Raw genomic sequence first — 14,762 nt, 5'->3', positions numbered from 1 at the left:
GCTTATCGAAAACGATTGTCGTTACAGTACCTCTGGCTCGGTCGCCGCACGACAGGCACCCGGGCCCCGACCCGCCCACCCCGCACCACACAAGGAGCACCCCTTGGACCGGACCGCCCCGCCGCCGACCGCACCGCCCGATACGCAACCGGCCGGCACCGACGCCCTCTTCCGGACCGCACTCGCCGGCCGGCTCGGCCCGGAGCCGGCCGGTCTGACCGCCACCAGCGTGTTCTGGGCGCACCACGGCACCCGGCTCGCGGGCGGCGACGTGACGTATCTCAACCAGTACCTGCTCGTCCGGCTCGGCGGATCGTTCGGCGCCTGCGCCTTCGAGGCGGGCGAGGTGGGGCCCGAGCTGTGCCGCGACGCCTCCGGGAGCCCGCTCGACGTACTGCTGCGCGAGGGCCCGCTCCCTCTGCGGATCGCCGCTCTCGATGCATATCTCGCCGAACTCCGGCCGCACCGCGAGGAGTTGGATCCCGAGACCGTGACGCTGCCCGCGGGGCCGCCGGAGGTGAGGGCGGTGGCCCGGGACGCCGCGATCGCGGAGCTGATCGACGCCCCGCGGGGCGCGAAGGTCGGCCTGATCGGTGTGGTCAATCCGCTGGTCGCGGCGATCCGGGAGCGCGGCGGGGAGCCGCTGCCCTGTGACTTCAACCTGCGGACGACGCAGTGGGGCGACGCCGTCACCGACGACATGCGGCAGGTCCTCGACACCGCCGATGCCGTCGTCGCCACCGGGATGACGCTGGGGAACGGCAGCTTCGACACGATCCTGGCGCGCTGCCGTGAGCGCGGGGTGCCGCTCGTGGTGTATGCACAGTCCGGTGCCGCCGTGGCCCGGGAGTTCCTCGGCGCCGGGGTGACCGCGCTGTCCGCCGAGCCCTTTCCGTTCTCGCAGTTCAGCGCGGATCCCACGCCGTTGTACCGGTACCGGGCGGCCGGGGGCCGGTCGTGACATCCCGGTCCGCCGCCGCCACGGGCACCGGCACCGGTCACGCCCCCTGTCACCACGGCGAGATCCTGCAGGGCGTCTTCCGGGACGCAGAGGGCAGGCCCTGCCCCGGTCTGGTGACGCTGCCGATGAGCGAGCCGGGCAGCTCGGCGGAGTTCGTACGGGACGCCGGCCGGGCGCCGGGCGAGCTCGAGGTGCGGCCCGCCGACCGTACGAAGGCGCTGCGCGCCGCCTCGCTCACCCTGGCGGCGCTCGCCGCGACGGAACCCGAACTGCCACTGTGCGGCGGCCGGTTGACGATCCGGTCCGGTGTGCCGCTCGGTCTCGGAATGGGCAGCTCGAGCAGCGATGTCATCGCTTCCGTGCGCGCCGTGGCGGACGCCTTCGGCCGGCGGCTCGCACCCGCCGCGATCGCCCGGCTCGCAGTCCGGGCCGAGCTGGCCTGCGATCCGCTGATGCACGACCGGCGTCCCCAGCTGTTCGCCCAGCGGGAGGGGCAGGTCATCGAGGTGTTCGGCGAGGCGCTGCCGCCCATCGTGGTGGTCGGCTGCGCGCTCGGCGGCGGGGCGCCGGTGGACACCCTGTCCCTGCCCGAAACCCGCTACGACCGGGCCGACGTACGGCACTTCGAGCGGCTGCGCCGCCAGCTGCGCCGGGCCGTCGCCCAGCGCAACCCCGCACTGCTCGGCGCGGTGGCCACGGCCAGCGCCCGGGTGGGCCAACAGCGCCTGCGGCACGGCGAGTTCGGCACCCTCACCCGGGTCGCCGCGCGGCACGGCGCCCTCGGTGTGCAGATCGCACACAGCGGGTCGGTCGCCGGGCTGCTCCTCGACCCGCACGCGCCCGCGTTCCGGCATCAACTCCGCGCCTGCACCCGGGATCTGGAGTACGAGGGCCTGCCCGTCACCCGCATCTTCACGCCACCGGCCGGCACAACCGCCGAACCGCCGGCCGGCACAACCGCCGAGCCAACGGCCGCACATACCCAAGCCACCGCCGCGACGACCGGCCCGGCGCCCGCCCGACCGCCCCGAGGAGTCCCCGCATGGATCAGCACATCGCCCAGGCCGTCGGCCGGCCGGACCTGATACGCCTCGACGACCGTCTCGTCTGCCTGCGCTTCGAGACCATGAAGGTCGTCTCCGCCGTCGCCGCGGTCGAACACCTCCTGGAGACCGGAGCGGTACGCCCCGGGGACACTCTGATCGACAGCTCCAGCGGCATCTACGCCTACGCACTCGCACTCGCCTGCCACCAGCACGGCATGCACTGCCACATCGTCGGCTCCACCACCGTCGACCACACACTGCGCACCCAACTCGCGGTGCTCGGCGCGACGTTCGAGCAGATGGAGCCCAGCAGCGATCTCGGCCTCGACCAGAAGCGCCGGGTCGCCCGCATCCGGGAGATCCTCGCCGAGCACCCCGAGTACCACTGGATGCGGCAGTACCACGACGCCGTGCACTACCTCGGCTACCGGGCCGTCGCCGAACGCCTCCGCCGCGAAACCGGCACGGACCCGATCACCCTGGTCGGCGGCGTCGGTTCGGGCGCCTCCACGGGGGCGCTCGCCGAAGGCCTGCGGACGGCCGGAGCGGACGTGCGGCTCACCGGGGTGCAGCCGTACGGCAGTCTCACCTTCGGCAGTGACCACATCGCCGACCCGGAGATCATCATCGCCGGCATCGGCAGCTCCATCCCCTTCGGGAACGTCCACCACGACCTCTACGACACCGTGCACTGGCTGGCATTCGAGGCCGCACTGGCCGGCAGTGTCGATCTGCTGCGCCGGCACGCCGTCTTCGCCGGGCTCTCCACCGGCGCCGCATATCTCGCGGCCCGCTGGGAGGCCGGTCTCGAACCCGGGCGGACCACCGTCTTCATCGCCGCGGACACCGGCCACCGGTACGTGGACAGCGTGTTCGCCCGGCACCGGGAGGCCGCGGCGGTCGAGGACCTCGCCCCGCTCACCGTCACCTCACAGGACCAACTCGCCCTGCCCTGGTGCCGGATGGACTGGCAGCACGCGGCCGGCCCGGCGACCGCCACGGTCACGGCCGGGTGAACGAGCGTACGTACGTGACCGAAAGGCCCATCGCCATGTCACCTCCCGTCACCGCGGAGCCGACCGCCGCGCCACCGGCGGCCCAGGCACCCCGCACCGGCTCCCGCCGCCGGTTCTTCGCCTCACCCCCGCGCCTCTTCGCGCTCTGTGCCGTGCTCGGCGCCCTTCTCCTGCTGTCCGTCGTGGTCGCCATCGGTCTCGGCGCCGCCGTCGTCGCACCGGAGGACACCGTCCGGTACCTGTGGGCGGCGCTGAGCGGCGGCAGCATCGGCGCCGACGAGCTCACCACGTACCGCATCGTGTGGGAGATCCGTACGCCGCGGGTGCTGCTCGCCGCGCTGGTCGGGGCGGGTCTGAGCGCCGTCGGGGTGGCCGTGCAGGCGATGGTGCGCAATGCGCTCGCGGACCCGTTCGTGCTCGGGGTGTCCTCCGGGGCGTCGGTCGGCGCGGTCCTGGTCACGGTGACCGGCGGGCTCGCGGTGCTCGGCATCCACGCGGTGTCGGTCGGGGCCTTCGTCGGGGCGCTCGCGGCGTCCGTACTGGTGTACGCGGCCTCGGCGGGGCGCGGCGGTGCGCTGTCGCCGCTGCGGCTCGTACTGACCGGTGTGGCCCTGTCGTTCGGCTTCCAGGCGGTGATGAGCGTCATCGTCTACTTCGCTCCGGACGGCGAGGCGACCAGCACCATCCTGCACTGGACGCTCGGCGGCTTCGGCGCCGCGAGCTGGGGCGCGCTGCCCCTGGTGACGGCCGTGGTCGTACTCGGTGTCGTACTCCTGCACCGCTCCAGCCGCGCCCTCGACCTGCTCGCGCTCGGTGACGAGACGGCGACCAGTCTGGGCATCGGGCCCGACCGGCACCGGCGGCTGCTGCTCGTCCTGGTGTCCCTGGTCACCGGTGTGATGGTCGCGGTGAGCGGCGCGATCGCCTTCGTCGGACTGATCCTGCCGCATCTGGCGCGGATGGTCGTCGGGGCCACCCACTCCCGGGTGCTTGTCGTCGCGCCGCTCGCCGGGGCGGTGTTCATGGTGTGGGTCGACCTGGTGGCGCGCACCCTCGCCGCGCCGCGCGAACTGCCGCTCGGGGTGATCACGGCACTGGTCGGAGTGCCGGTCTTCATCGGGCTCATGCGCCGCAAGTCCTATGTGTTCGGGGGCCGTTGAGATGGATCTGCAACTCGACGGGCTCACCGTCGTCACCGACGGGCGGAGCCTGGTCAGCGAGCTGTCCCTCGATGTGCCGAGCGGTGGCGTCGTCGGCCTGGTCGGCCCCAACGGCAGCGGAAAGTCGACCGCCCTGCGGTGCGTGTACCGGACGCTGCGGCCGAGCGCGGGCGCGGTACGGATCGACGGCGACGACCTGAGCGGGCTCTCGCTGCGCCGCAGCGCACAGCTCGTCGCGGCGATGACGCAGGACGGCGCCGTGGACCTGGACTTCACCGTCGAGGAGGTCGTCGCCCTCGGCCGGGCCCCGCACCTGCGCGGCAACGCGGCACTCGGACCGCGCGAACGCGAGCTGTGCGAGGCGGCCATGGACCGCCTCGGCATCCGCCACCTGGCCGCACGCGGAGTGCTCTCGCTCTCCGGGGGCGAGCGTCAACGAGTGCTGCTGGCCCGGGCGTTGACCCAGGAGCCGCGCATCCTGGTCCTGGACGAGCCGACCAACCACCTCGACGTACGCCACCAGGTGGAGCTCCTGTCCTTCCTGCGCGGCGCCGACCTCACCGTCCTCGTCGTCCTGCACGACCTCAATCTCGCGGCCGCGGCCTGCGACCGCATCGGCGTGCTGTCCGAGGGCCGGCTCGTGGCCTCCGGCGCACCCGAGGACGTCCTCACGGCCGGTCTCGTACGGGACGTGTTCGGGGTGTCGGCGGAGGTCGTGACGCATCCCGGGTCGGGGGATCCGCAGCTTCTCTACTCGCTTACACCGACCGGGGGTTGAGGCGGACCGCCCCCTTCTCTCTCTGTTTCTCTCCCTTCTTCTCTGCTCTCCCCCTTTCCCTCCCTCCTTCTCGTACTCAGCCATGAAAGGCCCGTCCCATGCCCAGATCCCCTCTGCCGTTCCGCGCCACTCCGACCGTCACCGCTCTCACCACCGCCCTCGCCGGCGCCCTGCTCCTCAGCGGCTGCGGCGCATCGGTGGACTCCGGTTCCGGGAGCTCCGGCGACAAGTCCGCCGATCGCAAGGTCACCGTGCAGCGCTGCGGCGAGAAGGTCGAGTACCGCACGCCGCGCAGGGCCGTCGCGTACGAGGGCGGGAGCGCCGACAAGCTGTTCTCGCTCGGCCTGGCCGACCGTGTGCACGGCTATGTGATGCCGCCGGCGAACCCGCCCGTGTCCGAGTCCCCCTGGGCGGAGGACTACGCCAAGGTCGAGAAGCTCAGCGACGACCTGCTGAACAAGGAGATCGTCGTCGACGCGAAGTCCGACTTCGTCGTCGCGGGCTGGAACTCCGGCTTCAGCGACCAGCGCGGCATCACCCCGGAGATCCTCGACAAGCTCGGCGTCCAAAGCTTCATGCACACCGAGTCCTGCTACAACTACCCCAAGTACCCGGAGAAAAAGGCCCCGTTCGAGGGTCTGTACGCCGACCTGGACCGGCTCGGCCGCATCTTCGACGTGCAGAAGCGGGCGGACCGGGTGGTCGGCGATCTGCGCAAGCGCGTCCGCGCGGTCGAGGCGAAGGCCGAGGAGGGCGCGTCCGGGCCTCGACTGCCCGTCTTCCTCTACGACTCCGGCACCGACGAGCCGTTCACGGCCGGCAACCAGGTCCCGCCGAACGACATCATCAAGTCGGCCGGCGCCCGCAACATCTTCGCCGGCCTGGACGAGCGCTGGACCGAGGTCAGTTGGGAGGCCGTCGCGAAGGCCGAGCCGGAGGTCATCATGATCCTGGACTACGGCGACCAACCGGCCGCCAAGAAGATCGACTTCCTGAAGAAGTCCCCGCACACGAAGCACCTCCCGGCCGTCGAGAAGAACCACTTCTTCATCCTCGACTACAACGAGGGCATCAGCGGCCCCCGCAACATCGACGGCTTGGAGAAGTTCGCGAAGTACCTGCGGGGGCTGGACGGTTGAGCCTCACGCCGCCATTCACGCCCTTCACACCCTTCACGCCCTTTGCGTCCGTTGCGCTCCCGGCCGACAATCGGCCCGCATCCGGAACGGGATCCCGACCGAGGACCTGCCGGACTTCAAGCCCGGTACCGGTAAGGGCGTCTAGACCGCAGTCGCCGACGCGCAGCGGCTCTGACCGCGTCGTACGCCGGCACGCCCGCCGGGTAGGTTGCGTGCCGTACGGGTGGTCTCGAGATCTGGGAGCTGTTCATGGCGGATGCGGCGCAGTCGGCGGAGGCGCAGACCCTGAGTGGGGACGCGAGCCTCGTGCTCCCGGAGTTCGATGCGCCGCCGAGTGTGCCCGGCGGGCTCATCCGTGAGTGGCTGGCGTCGGCCGTCGCGCGGCAGGTGCGTGAGCCGTACGCCGCGGTGCTGGCCACCGCCGACGCCGAGGGGCGGGTGTCGAGCCGGGTCCTGCTGGTCAAGGACGCGGACGATCGGGGACTGATCTTCACCAGTTCCTCCGGCAGCCGCAAGGGGCAGGATCTCGCCGCCAATCCATGGGCGTCGCTCACCTTCTACTGGCGCGAGACGCTGCAGCAGCTCACCGTGCAGGGCTCGGTGGAGCTGCTCGGCGCGCAGGAGTCCGACGAGCTCTTCGCCCACCGTCCGCCGGCGGCGCAGGCCGCCTCGGCCGTCTCGCGGCAGAGCCGCCCGCTGGTCGACGAGCAGGAGCTTCGGCGGCGGGCGGAGGATGCGGTCACCGCCGGGGCCGGGATCGCGCGCCCGGCCGACTGGACCGGCTACCGGCTCGTGCCGCGCTGCGTGGAGTTCTGGTACGGCAGCCCGGACCGCATGCACCGACGTCTGCGGTACGACCGTACCGATGAGGCCGGTACGTGGAGCCACCAGCGGCTGCAGCCGTAGGTACGCTGCAGCATTGTGAAGCGTGTCTGGATGCTGCCGATGTTGCTCGCGCTCAGTGGCGTGGGCATTGCTGTTGCGCTGTTCGCCCGCGGGGACGGCGGGACGGCCGTGTCGCTTCTGGTGCTGTTCCTGGTGCTCGCGGTCTTCAACTCGCCGCTGATCTTTCCCGGTTCGGTCGACGCCGCCGAGGCGCGGCGCCGCAGCGCGGACGACGGCCGGCCCGTCGTCTACTGGCGGCCCGGCTGCACGTACTGCCTCCGACTGCGCATCCGCCTCGGCCGCAAGGCCGGCCGGCTGCACTGGGTCAACATCTGGCGGGACCCGGACGGCGCGGCGGAGGTCAGGGCCGCCAACGACGGCAACGAGACGGTGCCGACGGTCGTCGTCGAGGGCGAGCCGCATACGAACCCCGACCCCGCATGGGTACGCGACCAGCTCCCCGCCTCCCGGTGACCGGGCCTCCGGCCGGTGGTCGGGCGCCGCTCGCTCATGCGTCGTAGCGGATCTCGGCCCACACCGTTTTGCCGAGCGGGTCGCGTGGGGTCGTACCCCAGCGGGTGGCGAGGGTGTCGACGAGAGTGAGGCCGCGGCCCGATTCGGCCGTGGGGCAGGCGGGTGTCGGCGGGCCTAGGGGTGGCAGGCGCGAGCCGGTGGCGTCTGCGATCTCCATGCGGATCAGTGTGGACGCGGGGTCGTGGGTGATGCAGAGGGCGAAACGGTGGCCGGGCGCGCGTCCGTGCTGCACGGCATTCGCGGCCAACTCCGCGACCACCAGCCCTACTTCGCACGCGACGTCCGAGTCCGGCGGGTGGCCCCACGTCGCCAGCTGACGCACTGCGGCGCGGCGGGCCAGTCGTGCTCCTCTCGGCGAAGAGGCGAATTGAGCCTGCAGGCGCGCGGGTGTGAGCACGATGCATCCGTCCGTCCATGGGTCGTCACGTTCCGTGCACAACCGTCGGCCGTCGGGCCTACGCTCGGAAGGGGCGGGAGCCTTACCGTTCACCTCGTAAGGTCGGAAGTGACGCTTTGGCCAAGGAAGTTGAGGCAGATGACGCGGGCGCCGGGTCGATGGCCGCGCTCTTCGGTGCGCGGGTACGTCGACTCCGTACGGCAGCGGGCCTGACCCAGGCCGAACTCGGCCGCCGCACGCACGTGGTGGCCACGCGCATCACCCAGATCGAGCGCGCCTCGGGCGCGAAGCCGACCCTGGAGCTGGCCCGCGCGCTCGACGCGGCGCTCGGCGGCGACCAGCTCCTCGTCGAGCTGTGGCCGTACGTGTACCGGGAGTCCTTTCCGGACTGGTCGCGGGCGTTCATGGAGCATTCGGAGCGGGCGGTGGAGATCGGTGAGTACTCGGCCCACGTGGTCCCGGGGCTCCTTCAGACGGAGGAGTACGCACGCGCCGTGCTGAGCTTCGGCCTGACGCTGAACAACGAAGCCCAGCTGGAGCAACGCGTCGCAGCACGCATGGGTCGCCAGCAGCGGCTCAACTCTGCGGACAGGCCTGAGCTTTGGGTCGTGCTGGATGAAGCGGTGCTTCGACGCCCTGTGGGTGGTGCCGCCGTCATGCTCAGACAGTTGGAGCGGCTGATCGACGCCGCTGGGGTCCCCGGGGTCACGGTGCAGGTTCTGCCGTTCGACCAAGGGATGCACGATGCGATGGGCGGGTCGATCACCGTCCTCGGCCTCCCGGACGGGTCGAGGGTCGCCTACGCCGAGGGCGCTCATCACGGCCAACTCTTTGAGGAACCAGACGAAGTCAGAAGGTTTTCCGTCTCCTACGATCGACTACGGGCGGCATCGTTGCCCCCTCTGATGTCCCTCGACCTGATCCGATCCGTGATGGAGGACAACGACCGTGCAGCGAGAGTCCCGTCTCGATCTGAACGCCGCCGCTTGGCGCAGGAGCAGCTACAGCAATCAGGAGGGCGGCAACTGCGTGGAGGTGGCCGACGGCCACCCCGGCCTCGTCCCCGTGCGTGACAGCAAGGTGCCGGACGGCGTCGTGTTGACGTTCACGGCCGGTGTGTGGGAGGCGTTCATCGGGGAGGTGAGGGCGGCGGGCCACCGGGGCTGAGTGCACCAAGTCCCGGTCGCGCACCGGGTTTTGGGGGCACCGGGTCCCGGTGGACCACGTCCCGGTCGTACGCGACGTCCCCCAAAGAACCTGGGAAAGAACTGCCCTCCCACCCACCCTCCGGACCCGCGTCACCCGTCTGAGTGACCCGCTTGCCGCGGGCACATGCGAAGGGCTACGTTCGCCGCAGCAACTCCCCACAACCACACAAAACTTCGGCCCTCGGCCGGGACGGCAATCCCGAACGAGGGCCTGACCGATCAGGAAGCAGACCCTTCCCAATGGCTGATCCGCAGTCTAACGCGCGCCTGCGCACCCCCGCCGAGTGTCCGGCGCCCGGTAATCCGTCCGACGGATTCCTGTCTTCCGGTGATTCCCGTGCGTAGGGTTGAAATCGCCGCAACGGCACACAACAACCGAAAAAAATCAGCCCCCGCCGGGACGGCAATCCCGAACGAGGGCCTGACCGATCAGGAAGAAGAGCCTTCCCGATGGCTTACTCGCAGTCTAACGCGCGCCTGCGCGCACCCGCCGGCAGTCCGGCGCCCCGCACTCCGTCCGACGGACGCCCGTCCTCCGGGGTGATTCACGTCCGGAGCCGGCTGACCTCCGACTTCACCGTCATCGCCAACTCCCTTGTGCAGCGCGGCGGAAGTGCCGTGACGATCGGGGTGGCGGCGTACATCCTCTCGTTGCCGGACGGGGCGCCCGTCAGTATCCGCGCGCTGTGTGCGCACTTCAGCGAGGGCGAGATTCTGATCTCGCGGGCGCTGCGGGAGCTCGAGGCGGCCGGCTACCTGGAGCGGCGGCGCGAGCGGATGCCCGACGGGAGCGTGCGTACGCGGACGTTCTTCTACGACGTGCCGGGCGGTGAGGTGGTGGCGAAGCGCGAGGCCGCCTCGGTGGCACCCACCACGGATCCCGAGCCGGATCCCGAGCCGGAGCCGGAGCCGCCTCACAGGCGAGAGCCGACCGAGCCCGATTCCGAGCGCGCAACACCCGAGCCCGCGCGACGGACCGACGAAGCGGATCGCAGCCCCCGCCGTCCCTCGCCCCCACCCGACCCCCGAGCCATCGCCGTCCTCGCCGCCCTCCGCCGTACCGACCCCCGCCTGGTGCTCTCCGCGCCGGAGGCCGCGCGGCTCGCGCCCGCCGTGTCGGAGTGGTTCGACGCCGGCGTGGACGCGGCCCGTATCACCGAGTTACTCACCAACCGCCTGCCGGCCAGCTTCTTCACCCGCCCGGCCGCGATCCTCGCCTTCCGCCTCCGCGCGACTCCCCTCCCGGCGCCACCACCACCCGAGCCGCACCCCGGCGTACCCCCACTCCAGAACTGCGAAGACTGCGACCGCGCCTTCCGCGCCCCCGCCCCGGGCACTTGCCGCGCCTGCAGCACGGCCCGGCGCCCCCGTACCGCCGCAGCGGCCTGACCCGGCGGCGAGGTGTCCCGTGGTCCGAGAGGTGGCAGCCTCGGCCTACGACGGCGGGGAATTTCAGGCCGCGGCGCCCGTGTGCGGCGTGATGGTGAACGTGGACGTGCCGTTGTCGATCGCGATGTTGAGCGAGGCGTCGAGGCCCTTGGCGAGCCGGGCGAGGAGCGGCAGGGTCGGCACGGTGCCGCCACCCTCGATGGTGGAGATCTGTGGCTGTGACATGCCTGCCCGGTCAGCCAGTTCGGCCTGGGACAGCGCTAGTTCGGTGCGGCTGTCGTACACGAGCTGACCGAGATCGAAGGCGAGCCTGATCTCGGCGCGCATGGCCTCTGTCTCTGCGGACTCCGTGTAGCCCTCTGCAATCTTGCGTTCGCGAGCGAGCTTCCATCGTGCGTGGTTCATCGGCCTTCTCCCTTCCTCAGGCATTACGACTGAACACAGCGTGGAGCGCGCGCGCTGTCGTGGCCGACGTCGAAACGCAGCTCCCGCAGACCGTCCCCGAGGTGTCGCGCATACGGTTCAGCAAGGGTGGTGGGCTCGTCGATATGTATATGCCTGAGCGGCAGGTGCGTGGCGACAATCGGGCAGGAGGCGCCGATGGACCAGGTGGGAGGCTCGTCAGGGATGCAGGTGAATGCGGGACAGCAGGCCATGGCCGTGGTGGAGGGGATCGCCTCGGAGGTCGGGCTCGAGGTGGGGGACGTGGTGGTGTTGCACGACTCCAACAAGTTGACCGTGCGGTTGGTGCCCTGTGATGTGGTGGCTCGGGTGGCGCCCCTCGGGGATCAGGTGGCGGAGTTCGAGGTGGGCCTTGCGCGGGGGCTGGAAGAGGTCGGGTGTCCGGTGGTGGGGCGGCTCGATGCTCGGGGTGGGCGGTGTGTGCATGAGCGGGACGGGTTCGTGGTGACGCTGTGGACGTACTACGAGGGGGCGGAGGCCGGCCGGGAGGTGTCGCCGGATGCGTATGCCGGGGCGCTTCGGCAGTTGCACGGCGGGCTGCGTCAACTGGACGTGGCTGCACCGCACTTCACCGAGCGGGTGGAGGCGGCGCAGCGGCTCGTCGCCGATCGTGGTCGTACGCCGGAGCTGGACGATGCGGGGCGGGAGCTGCTCGGGGACACCTTGCGGACGCTGCGGCGGTACGTCGAGGAGCGCGGGGCTGCGGAGCAGTTGCTGCACGGTGAGCCGCATCCCGGGAATGTGCTGGCCACGGCGGACGGGCCGATGTTCATCGATCTGGAGACGGTCTGCCGGGGCCCCGTCGAGTTCGATCTGGCTCATGCGCCGGAGGAGGTCGGGGCGTACTACCCGGGTGTGGATGCGGAGTTGCTGCGGGTCTGCCGGATCCTGGTGCCGGCGATCGTGACCGTGTGGCGGTGGGATCGGGAGGACCGGTTCCCGGACGGGCGGCGGCTCGGTGAGGAGTGGCTGGAGCAGGTCCGGGCGGCGGTCGGGGATGCGCAGCGCTTGGCGGAGTGAGTAATAAGTCCGACGTCGTCGGTGGCCGGATGCCGGCTCGGCGCCGACGGCCATCGGGGCTCTGCTCGATGGCCGTCGGGCCGCTGCCGGTCTCGGCTCAGTGGAAGACCCGCTCCACGAACGTGTCGATGTTCCCCCGCAGGCGCTCGATCTGCTGCTCGGCGGTCAGGTACTCCTCCATGCGCCCGCCCGGTGCCGCCTTCTTCCTGCCCCGTACGTACAGCGAGCAGTCCAGGTCGGTGCAGATGTAGAGGCCCACCGAGTTGCCTTCGCGGCCGGCCCGGCCCGCCTTCGGGGCGGTCATGAGGGAGACGCCGCTGCCGGGATGGGTGGTCAGGCACAGCGAGCACAGGCTGCGGCGCAGGAAGCCGCGGTTGCCGGACACGGAGCGCAGGGACAGGCCGACGAGTTCGTCGCCGCGTTCGACGACGAGATACCTGCGGTCGGGCGCGGAGAGATCGAACCAGCCCAGGAAGTCCAGGTCGTCCCAGTGGTCGAGGTCCGTCAGGTTCTTGGGCAGGGGGAGGCGTTTGGCCTCGCCCTTCGAGCAGTTGACGAAGGAGGTGCGGATGTCGTGTTCGGTCAGGGGTTTCATGGGGGTCCTTCGGGAGGTGCGGTCGACGGTGGGGCGGCGGTGACGGGTCACGTCCCGGCTCGCCGGGCCGGTGCGTCGCTTCCGGCGGGCTGCGGCGTCCTGGGCCGTACGGTGACGGCCGCCACCACGGCGGCGAGCAGCAGGACGCCCGCCGAGCACCAGTAGGCGACGGAGAAGCCGTGCACCATGCCTTCGTCGAGGCTCGCGCCGCCGGCCGGATCGTCCGCGTGCGAGTGGATGTAGCGGCTGGTGGCGCCGGTGGCGATGGTGTTGAGCAGTACGGTGCCGAGCGAAGCGCCCATCTGCTGAACGGTGTTGAGGGCGGCCGAGGCGACCCCGGTGTCCTGTGCGGGCACGCCGGCGGTGGCGGTCGCGTAGACCGGCATGAAGGTCAGGCCCATGCCCAGGCCGAGCAGCAGCAGGGCGGGCAGCACGTGCGGGACGTAACTCGCCTGCACGGTGAGGCGGCTGAGCAGCACCATGCCGGCGGCGGCGAGGACCATGCCGGACGACATCAGGATGCGCGGCCCCGTGCGGGGCAGCAGGCGGGGCGCGATCTGGGCCGCGGCGACGGCGATACCGGCCGAGATCGGCACGAAGGCCAGGCCGGTGCGCACCGGCGGGTAGCCGAGGACGACCTGCAGGTAGTACGTCAGGAACAGGAAGACGCCGAACATGCCGATGGTGGCCAAGGCCATCGTCGCGAGCGATCCGGCCCGGACGCGGTCCTTGACGATGTGCAGCGGCAGCATCGGGTTCGCCGCGCGGCTCTGCCACCACACGAAGGCGGCGAGCAGCAGCCCGCCGGTCACGAGCAGGGTGAGCACCGACGGGCTGGTCCAGCCGCGGGGTTCGGCCTCGCTGAGGCCGTACACGAGCGCGACGAGCCCGCCGCAGGCGAGGAGCGCGCCCGGCACGTCCAGGTGCCCGCCGCGGCGGCCGGAGCGGTCGCGCAGGAAGGCCGGTGCGCCGAGCAGGGCGGCCAGGGCGATGGGCACGTTGACGTACAGGGACCAGCGCCAGTTCAGGTACTCGGTCAGCAGGCCGCCGACGATCAGGCCGACCGCGCTGCCGCCGCCGGCCAGCGCACCGTAGACGCCGAAGGCCCGGGCCCGCTCCTTGGGTTCGGTGAACGTCGTGGTGAGCAGCGACAGGGCCGAGGGCGCCAGGACCGCGGCGAACGCGCCTTGCAGGGCGCGTGCCGCGAACAGCATCCCGGGACCGGTCGCCGCGCCGCCGAGGGCGGAGGCCGCGGCGAATCCGGCCAGGCCGATGACGAAGGTGCGCTTGCGGCCCACGATGTCGGCGATCCGGCCGCCGAGCAGCAGCAGCCCGCCGAAGGCAAGGGTGTAGGAGGTGATCACCCACTGGCGGCCGGCGTCCGACATGCCGAGGGCGTCCTGCGCGGAGGGCAGCGCGATGTTCACGATGGTGCCGTCGAGGATCACCATCAGCTGGGCCAGGGCGATGACGGCCAGGGCCCACCAGCGCTTGGGGTCCGGTGCGGACGCGGGGTCCGGTGCGGGAGTCGTGGCCGTGGAAGGGGTGGAAGAGGTGGGCGGGAGGGATTCCCCTCCGGGACGTGTCTTGCTCAGCTTGCTCGTTCTGCTCAGCTTGCTCGTCTTGCTCATGGCGATCACGCATGTTTCGTGTCGAGGCGCTGTCGGGGACAGCCGGCCGGGAACGGTCGCAGGGGTCACGACGGGCCGGTGTACGCAGCACGGGGACACGGCATGGCGATGGGGGCAGCGGGAACCGCGGACAGCACCCGGGGCCTGCCTCGCCAGCCGCGTGTCACTCACGCCGGCGCTCCTGCCGGTCGTGCGGCACAGAGCGCCGGGAGATCACGGTGACCAGCAGGAGAAGGGCCCGTCTTCGGGCGCGCGGCCCCGCGGCCGGCGCGGCTACGAACCGAGCAGGCCTGGGCATCTCGTGACGCGGCAGCTCAGGAAGATCAAGACGATGAGGATGCCGAGGACAAGAAGCAAGAAGGGGGAAGAGCGAAGAATTACCGCGCGCCGCAGAGGAGGGAAGGCACACGGCCGGAAGCAACTATGGCCACAACGCATTCGGCACGGTCCATGTCTCTCGCCTCCTTCCGGGCAGGGCACGCGGTGCGTGTCGACGCCGAGCGCGCCGAGTGGGGCGGCAGTGGTCCTGCCGCGCGAAATC

At 71.3% G+C, this 14,762-nt stretch carries 16 protein-coding genes; 12 read left to right on the top strand and 4 right to left on the bottom strand.

Annotated features, from left to right (window positions below):
* Nucleotides 1-103 precede the first annotated feature (103 nt).
* The 8 genes from DY218_RS32555 to DY218_RS32520 all read left to right on the top strand — a co-directional run bounded on the left by DY218_RS32555 (nt 104) and on the right by DY218_RS32520 (nt 7,459).
* Nucleotides 104-961 carry a Rossmann-like domain-containing protein gene (locus DY218_RS32555; RefSeq protein WP_128559783.1) on the top strand — a complete coding sequence of 286 codons (858 nt, stop codon included), beginning with the start codon at nt 104-106 and terminating at the stop codon, nt 959-961.
* Nucleotides 958-2,046: a GHMP family kinase ATP-binding protein gene (locus tag DY218_RS32550; protein WP_128559782.1), complete on the top strand. Its 1,089-nt coding sequence runs from the start codon at nt 958-960 to the stop codon at nt 2,044-2,046. The genes DY218_RS32555 and DY218_RS32550 overlap by 4 nt, the downstream gene beginning before the upstream one ends.
* Nucleotides 2,004-3,023, top strand: coding sequence for a pyridoxal-phosphate dependent enzyme (locus tag DY218_RS32545; RefSeq protein WP_128559781.1), 1,020 nt, complete (start codon nt 2,004-2,006; stop codon nt 3,021-3,023). Before DY218_RS32550 ends, DY218_RS32545 begins: the two co-directional genes overlap by 43 nt.
* Nucleotides 3,024-3,058: 35 nt before the next feature.
* Nucleotides 3,059-4,183 carry a FecCD family ABC transporter permease gene (locus tag DY218_RS32540; protein WP_128559803.1) on the top strand — a complete coding sequence of 375 codons (1,125 nt, stop codon included), beginning with the start codon at nt 3,059-3,061 and terminating at the stop codon, nt 4,181-4,183.
* A 1-nt stretch (nt 4,184) separates the two neighbouring features.
* Nucleotides 4,185-4,961: an ABC transporter ATP-binding protein gene (locus DY218_RS32535; protein ID WP_128559780.1), complete on the top strand. Its 777-nt coding sequence runs from the start codon at nt 4,185-4,187 to the stop codon at nt 4,959-4,961.
* 98 nt (nt 4,962-5,059) lie between these two features.
* Nucleotides 5,060-6,100: an ABC transporter substrate-binding protein gene (locus DY218_RS32530; protein WP_128559779.1), complete on the top strand. Its 1,041-nt coding sequence runs from the start codon at nt 5,060-5,062 to the stop codon at nt 6,098-6,100.
* A 249-nt stretch (nt 6,101-6,349) separates the two neighbouring features.
* On the top strand, nt 6,350-7,006 hold the full coding sequence (phzG, locus tag DY218_RS32525; protein ID WP_128559778.1) for a phenazine biosynthesis FMN-dependent oxidase PhzG: 657 nt from the start codon (nt 6,350-6,352) through the stop codon (nt 7,004-7,006).
* Between the two features lie 15 nt (nt 7,007-7,021).
* Complete coding sequence (locus tag DY218_RS32520) at nt 7,022-7,459, top strand: glutaredoxin domain-containing protein (protein ID WP_199566926.1); 438 nt, start codon at nt 7,022-7,024, stop codon at nt 7,457-7,459.
* Between the two features lie 34 nt (nt 7,460-7,493).
* On the opposite strand, the gene DY218_RS32515 is transcribed toward DY218_RS32520, so the two are convergent.
* Entirely contained in the window at nt 7,494-7,916 is a 423-nt protein-coding gene (locus DY218_RS32515) for an ATP-binding protein (protein ID WP_325052039.1), read from the bottom strand.
* A 158-nt stretch (nt 7,917-8,074) separates the two neighbouring features.
* On the opposite strand from DY218_RS32515, the gene DY218_RS32510 reads away from it, so the two are divergent.
* The 3 genes from DY218_RS32510 to DY218_RS32500 all read left to right on the top strand — a co-directional run bounded on the left by DY218_RS32510 (nt 8,075) and on the right by DY218_RS32500 (nt 10,513).
* Nucleotides 8,075-8,989 carry a helix-turn-helix domain-containing protein gene (locus DY218_RS32510; RefSeq protein WP_128559801.1) on the top strand — a complete coding sequence of 305 codons (915 nt, stop codon included), beginning with the start codon at nt 8,075-8,077 and terminating at the stop codon, nt 8,987-8,989.
* Nucleotides 8,946-9,083: a DUF397 domain-containing protein gene (locus DY218_RS35535; protein ID WP_325052038.1), complete on the top strand. Its 138-nt coding sequence runs from the start codon at nt 8,946-8,948 to the stop codon at nt 9,081-9,083. Before DY218_RS32510 ends, DY218_RS35535 begins: the two co-directional genes overlap by 44 nt.
* 491 nt (nt 9,084-9,574) lie before the next feature.
* Nucleotides 9,575-10,513: a hypothetical protein gene (locus DY218_RS32500; protein WP_128559775.1), complete on the top strand. Its 939-nt coding sequence runs from the start codon at nt 9,575-9,577 to the stop codon at nt 10,511-10,513.
* Nucleotides 10,514-10,576: 63 nt separating this feature from the next.
* Here DY218_RS32500 and DY218_RS32495 read toward each other — a convergent pair whose 3' ends face one another.
* A complete protein-coding gene (locus tag DY218_RS32495) occupies nt 10,577-10,918 on the bottom strand; it encodes a helix-turn-helix domain-containing protein (protein WP_128559774.1) in 342 nt (113 codons plus the stop codon).
* A 222-nt stretch (nt 10,919-11,140) separates the two neighbouring features.
* Between DY218_RS32495 and DY218_RS32490 the strand changes: the two genes are divergently transcribed.
* Nucleotides 11,141-11,995 carry a phosphotransferase enzyme family protein gene (locus DY218_RS32490; RefSeq protein ID WP_128559800.1) on the top strand — a complete coding sequence of 285 codons (855 nt, stop codon included), beginning with the start codon at nt 11,141-11,143 and terminating at the stop codon, nt 11,993-11,995.
* Between the two features lie 97 nt (nt 11,996-12,092).
* Here the strand turns inward: DY218_RS32490 and DY218_RS32485 are convergent, their stop codons facing one another.
* Together DY218_RS32485 and DY218_RS32480 are read right to left on the bottom strand one after the other, a co-directional pair.
* Nucleotides 12,093-12,590 (bottom strand): FBP domain-containing protein, encoded by a 498-nt coding sequence (locus tag DY218_RS32485; RefSeq protein WP_128559773.1) that lies wholly within the window; start codon nt 12,588-12,590, stop codon nt 12,093-12,095.
* Between the two features lie 47 nt (nt 12,591-12,637).
* Nucleotides 12,638-14,221, bottom strand: a complete 1,584-nt coding sequence (locus DY218_RS32480; protein ID WP_233522013.1) for an MFS transporter — start codon at nt 14,219-14,221, stop codon at nt 12,638-12,640.
* Nucleotides 14,222-14,762 lie beyond the last annotated feature (541 nt).

This window comes from Streptomyces triticagri, assembly GCF_003429565.1.
GTDB classification, from domain to species: Bacteria; Actinomycetota; Actinomycetes; order Streptomycetales; family Streptomycetaceae; genus Streptomyces; species Streptomyces triticagri.
The sequence above is the reverse complement of the archived record's forward strand: the minus strand, read 5'-3'. Positions and strand labels throughout refer to the sequence as shown.

Coding starts and splice junctions, on each gene's coding strand:
- DY218_RS32540 (WP_128559803.1), top strand. CDS start 3,059: ATGTCACCTCCCGTCACCGCGGAGCCGACCGCCGCGCCACCGGCGGCC.
- DY218_RS32545 (WP_128559781.1), top strand. CDS start 2,004: ATGGATCAGCACATCGCCCAGGCCGTCGGCCGGCCGGACCTGATACGC.
- DY218_RS32495 (WP_128559774.1), bottom strand. CDS start 10,918: ATGAACCACGCACGATGGAAGCTCGCTCGCGAACGCAAGATTGCAGAG.
- DY218_RS32510 (WP_128559801.1), top strand. CDS start 8,075: ATGGCCGCGCTCTTCGGTGCGCGGGTACGTCGACTCCGTACGGCAGCG.
- DY218_RS32485 (WP_128559773.1), bottom strand. CDS start 12,590: ATGAAACCCCTGACCGAACACGACATCCGCACCTCCTTCGTCAACTGC.
- phzG (WP_128559778.1), top strand. CDS start 6,350: ATGGCGGATGCGGCGCAGTCGGCGGAGGCGCAGACCCTGAGTGGGGAC.
- DY218_RS32480 (WP_233522013.1), bottom strand. CDS start 14,221: ATGAGCAAGACGAGCAAGCTGAGCAGAACGAGCAAGCTGAGCAAGACA.
- DY218_RS32530 (WP_128559779.1), top strand. CDS start 5,060: ATGCCCAGATCCCCTCTGCCGTTCCGCGCCACTCCGACCGTCACCGCT.
- DY218_RS32535 (WP_128559780.1), top strand. CDS start 4,185: ATGGATCTGCAACTCGACGGGCTCACCGTCGTCACCGACGGGCGGAGC.
- DY218_RS32490 (WP_128559800.1), top strand. CDS start 11,141: ATGCAGGTGAATGCGGGACAGCAGGCCATGGCCGTGGTGGAGGGGATC.
- DY218_RS32500 (WP_128559775.1), top strand. CDS start 9,575: ATGGCTTACTCGCAGTCTAACGCGCGCCTGCGCGCACCCGCCGGCAGT.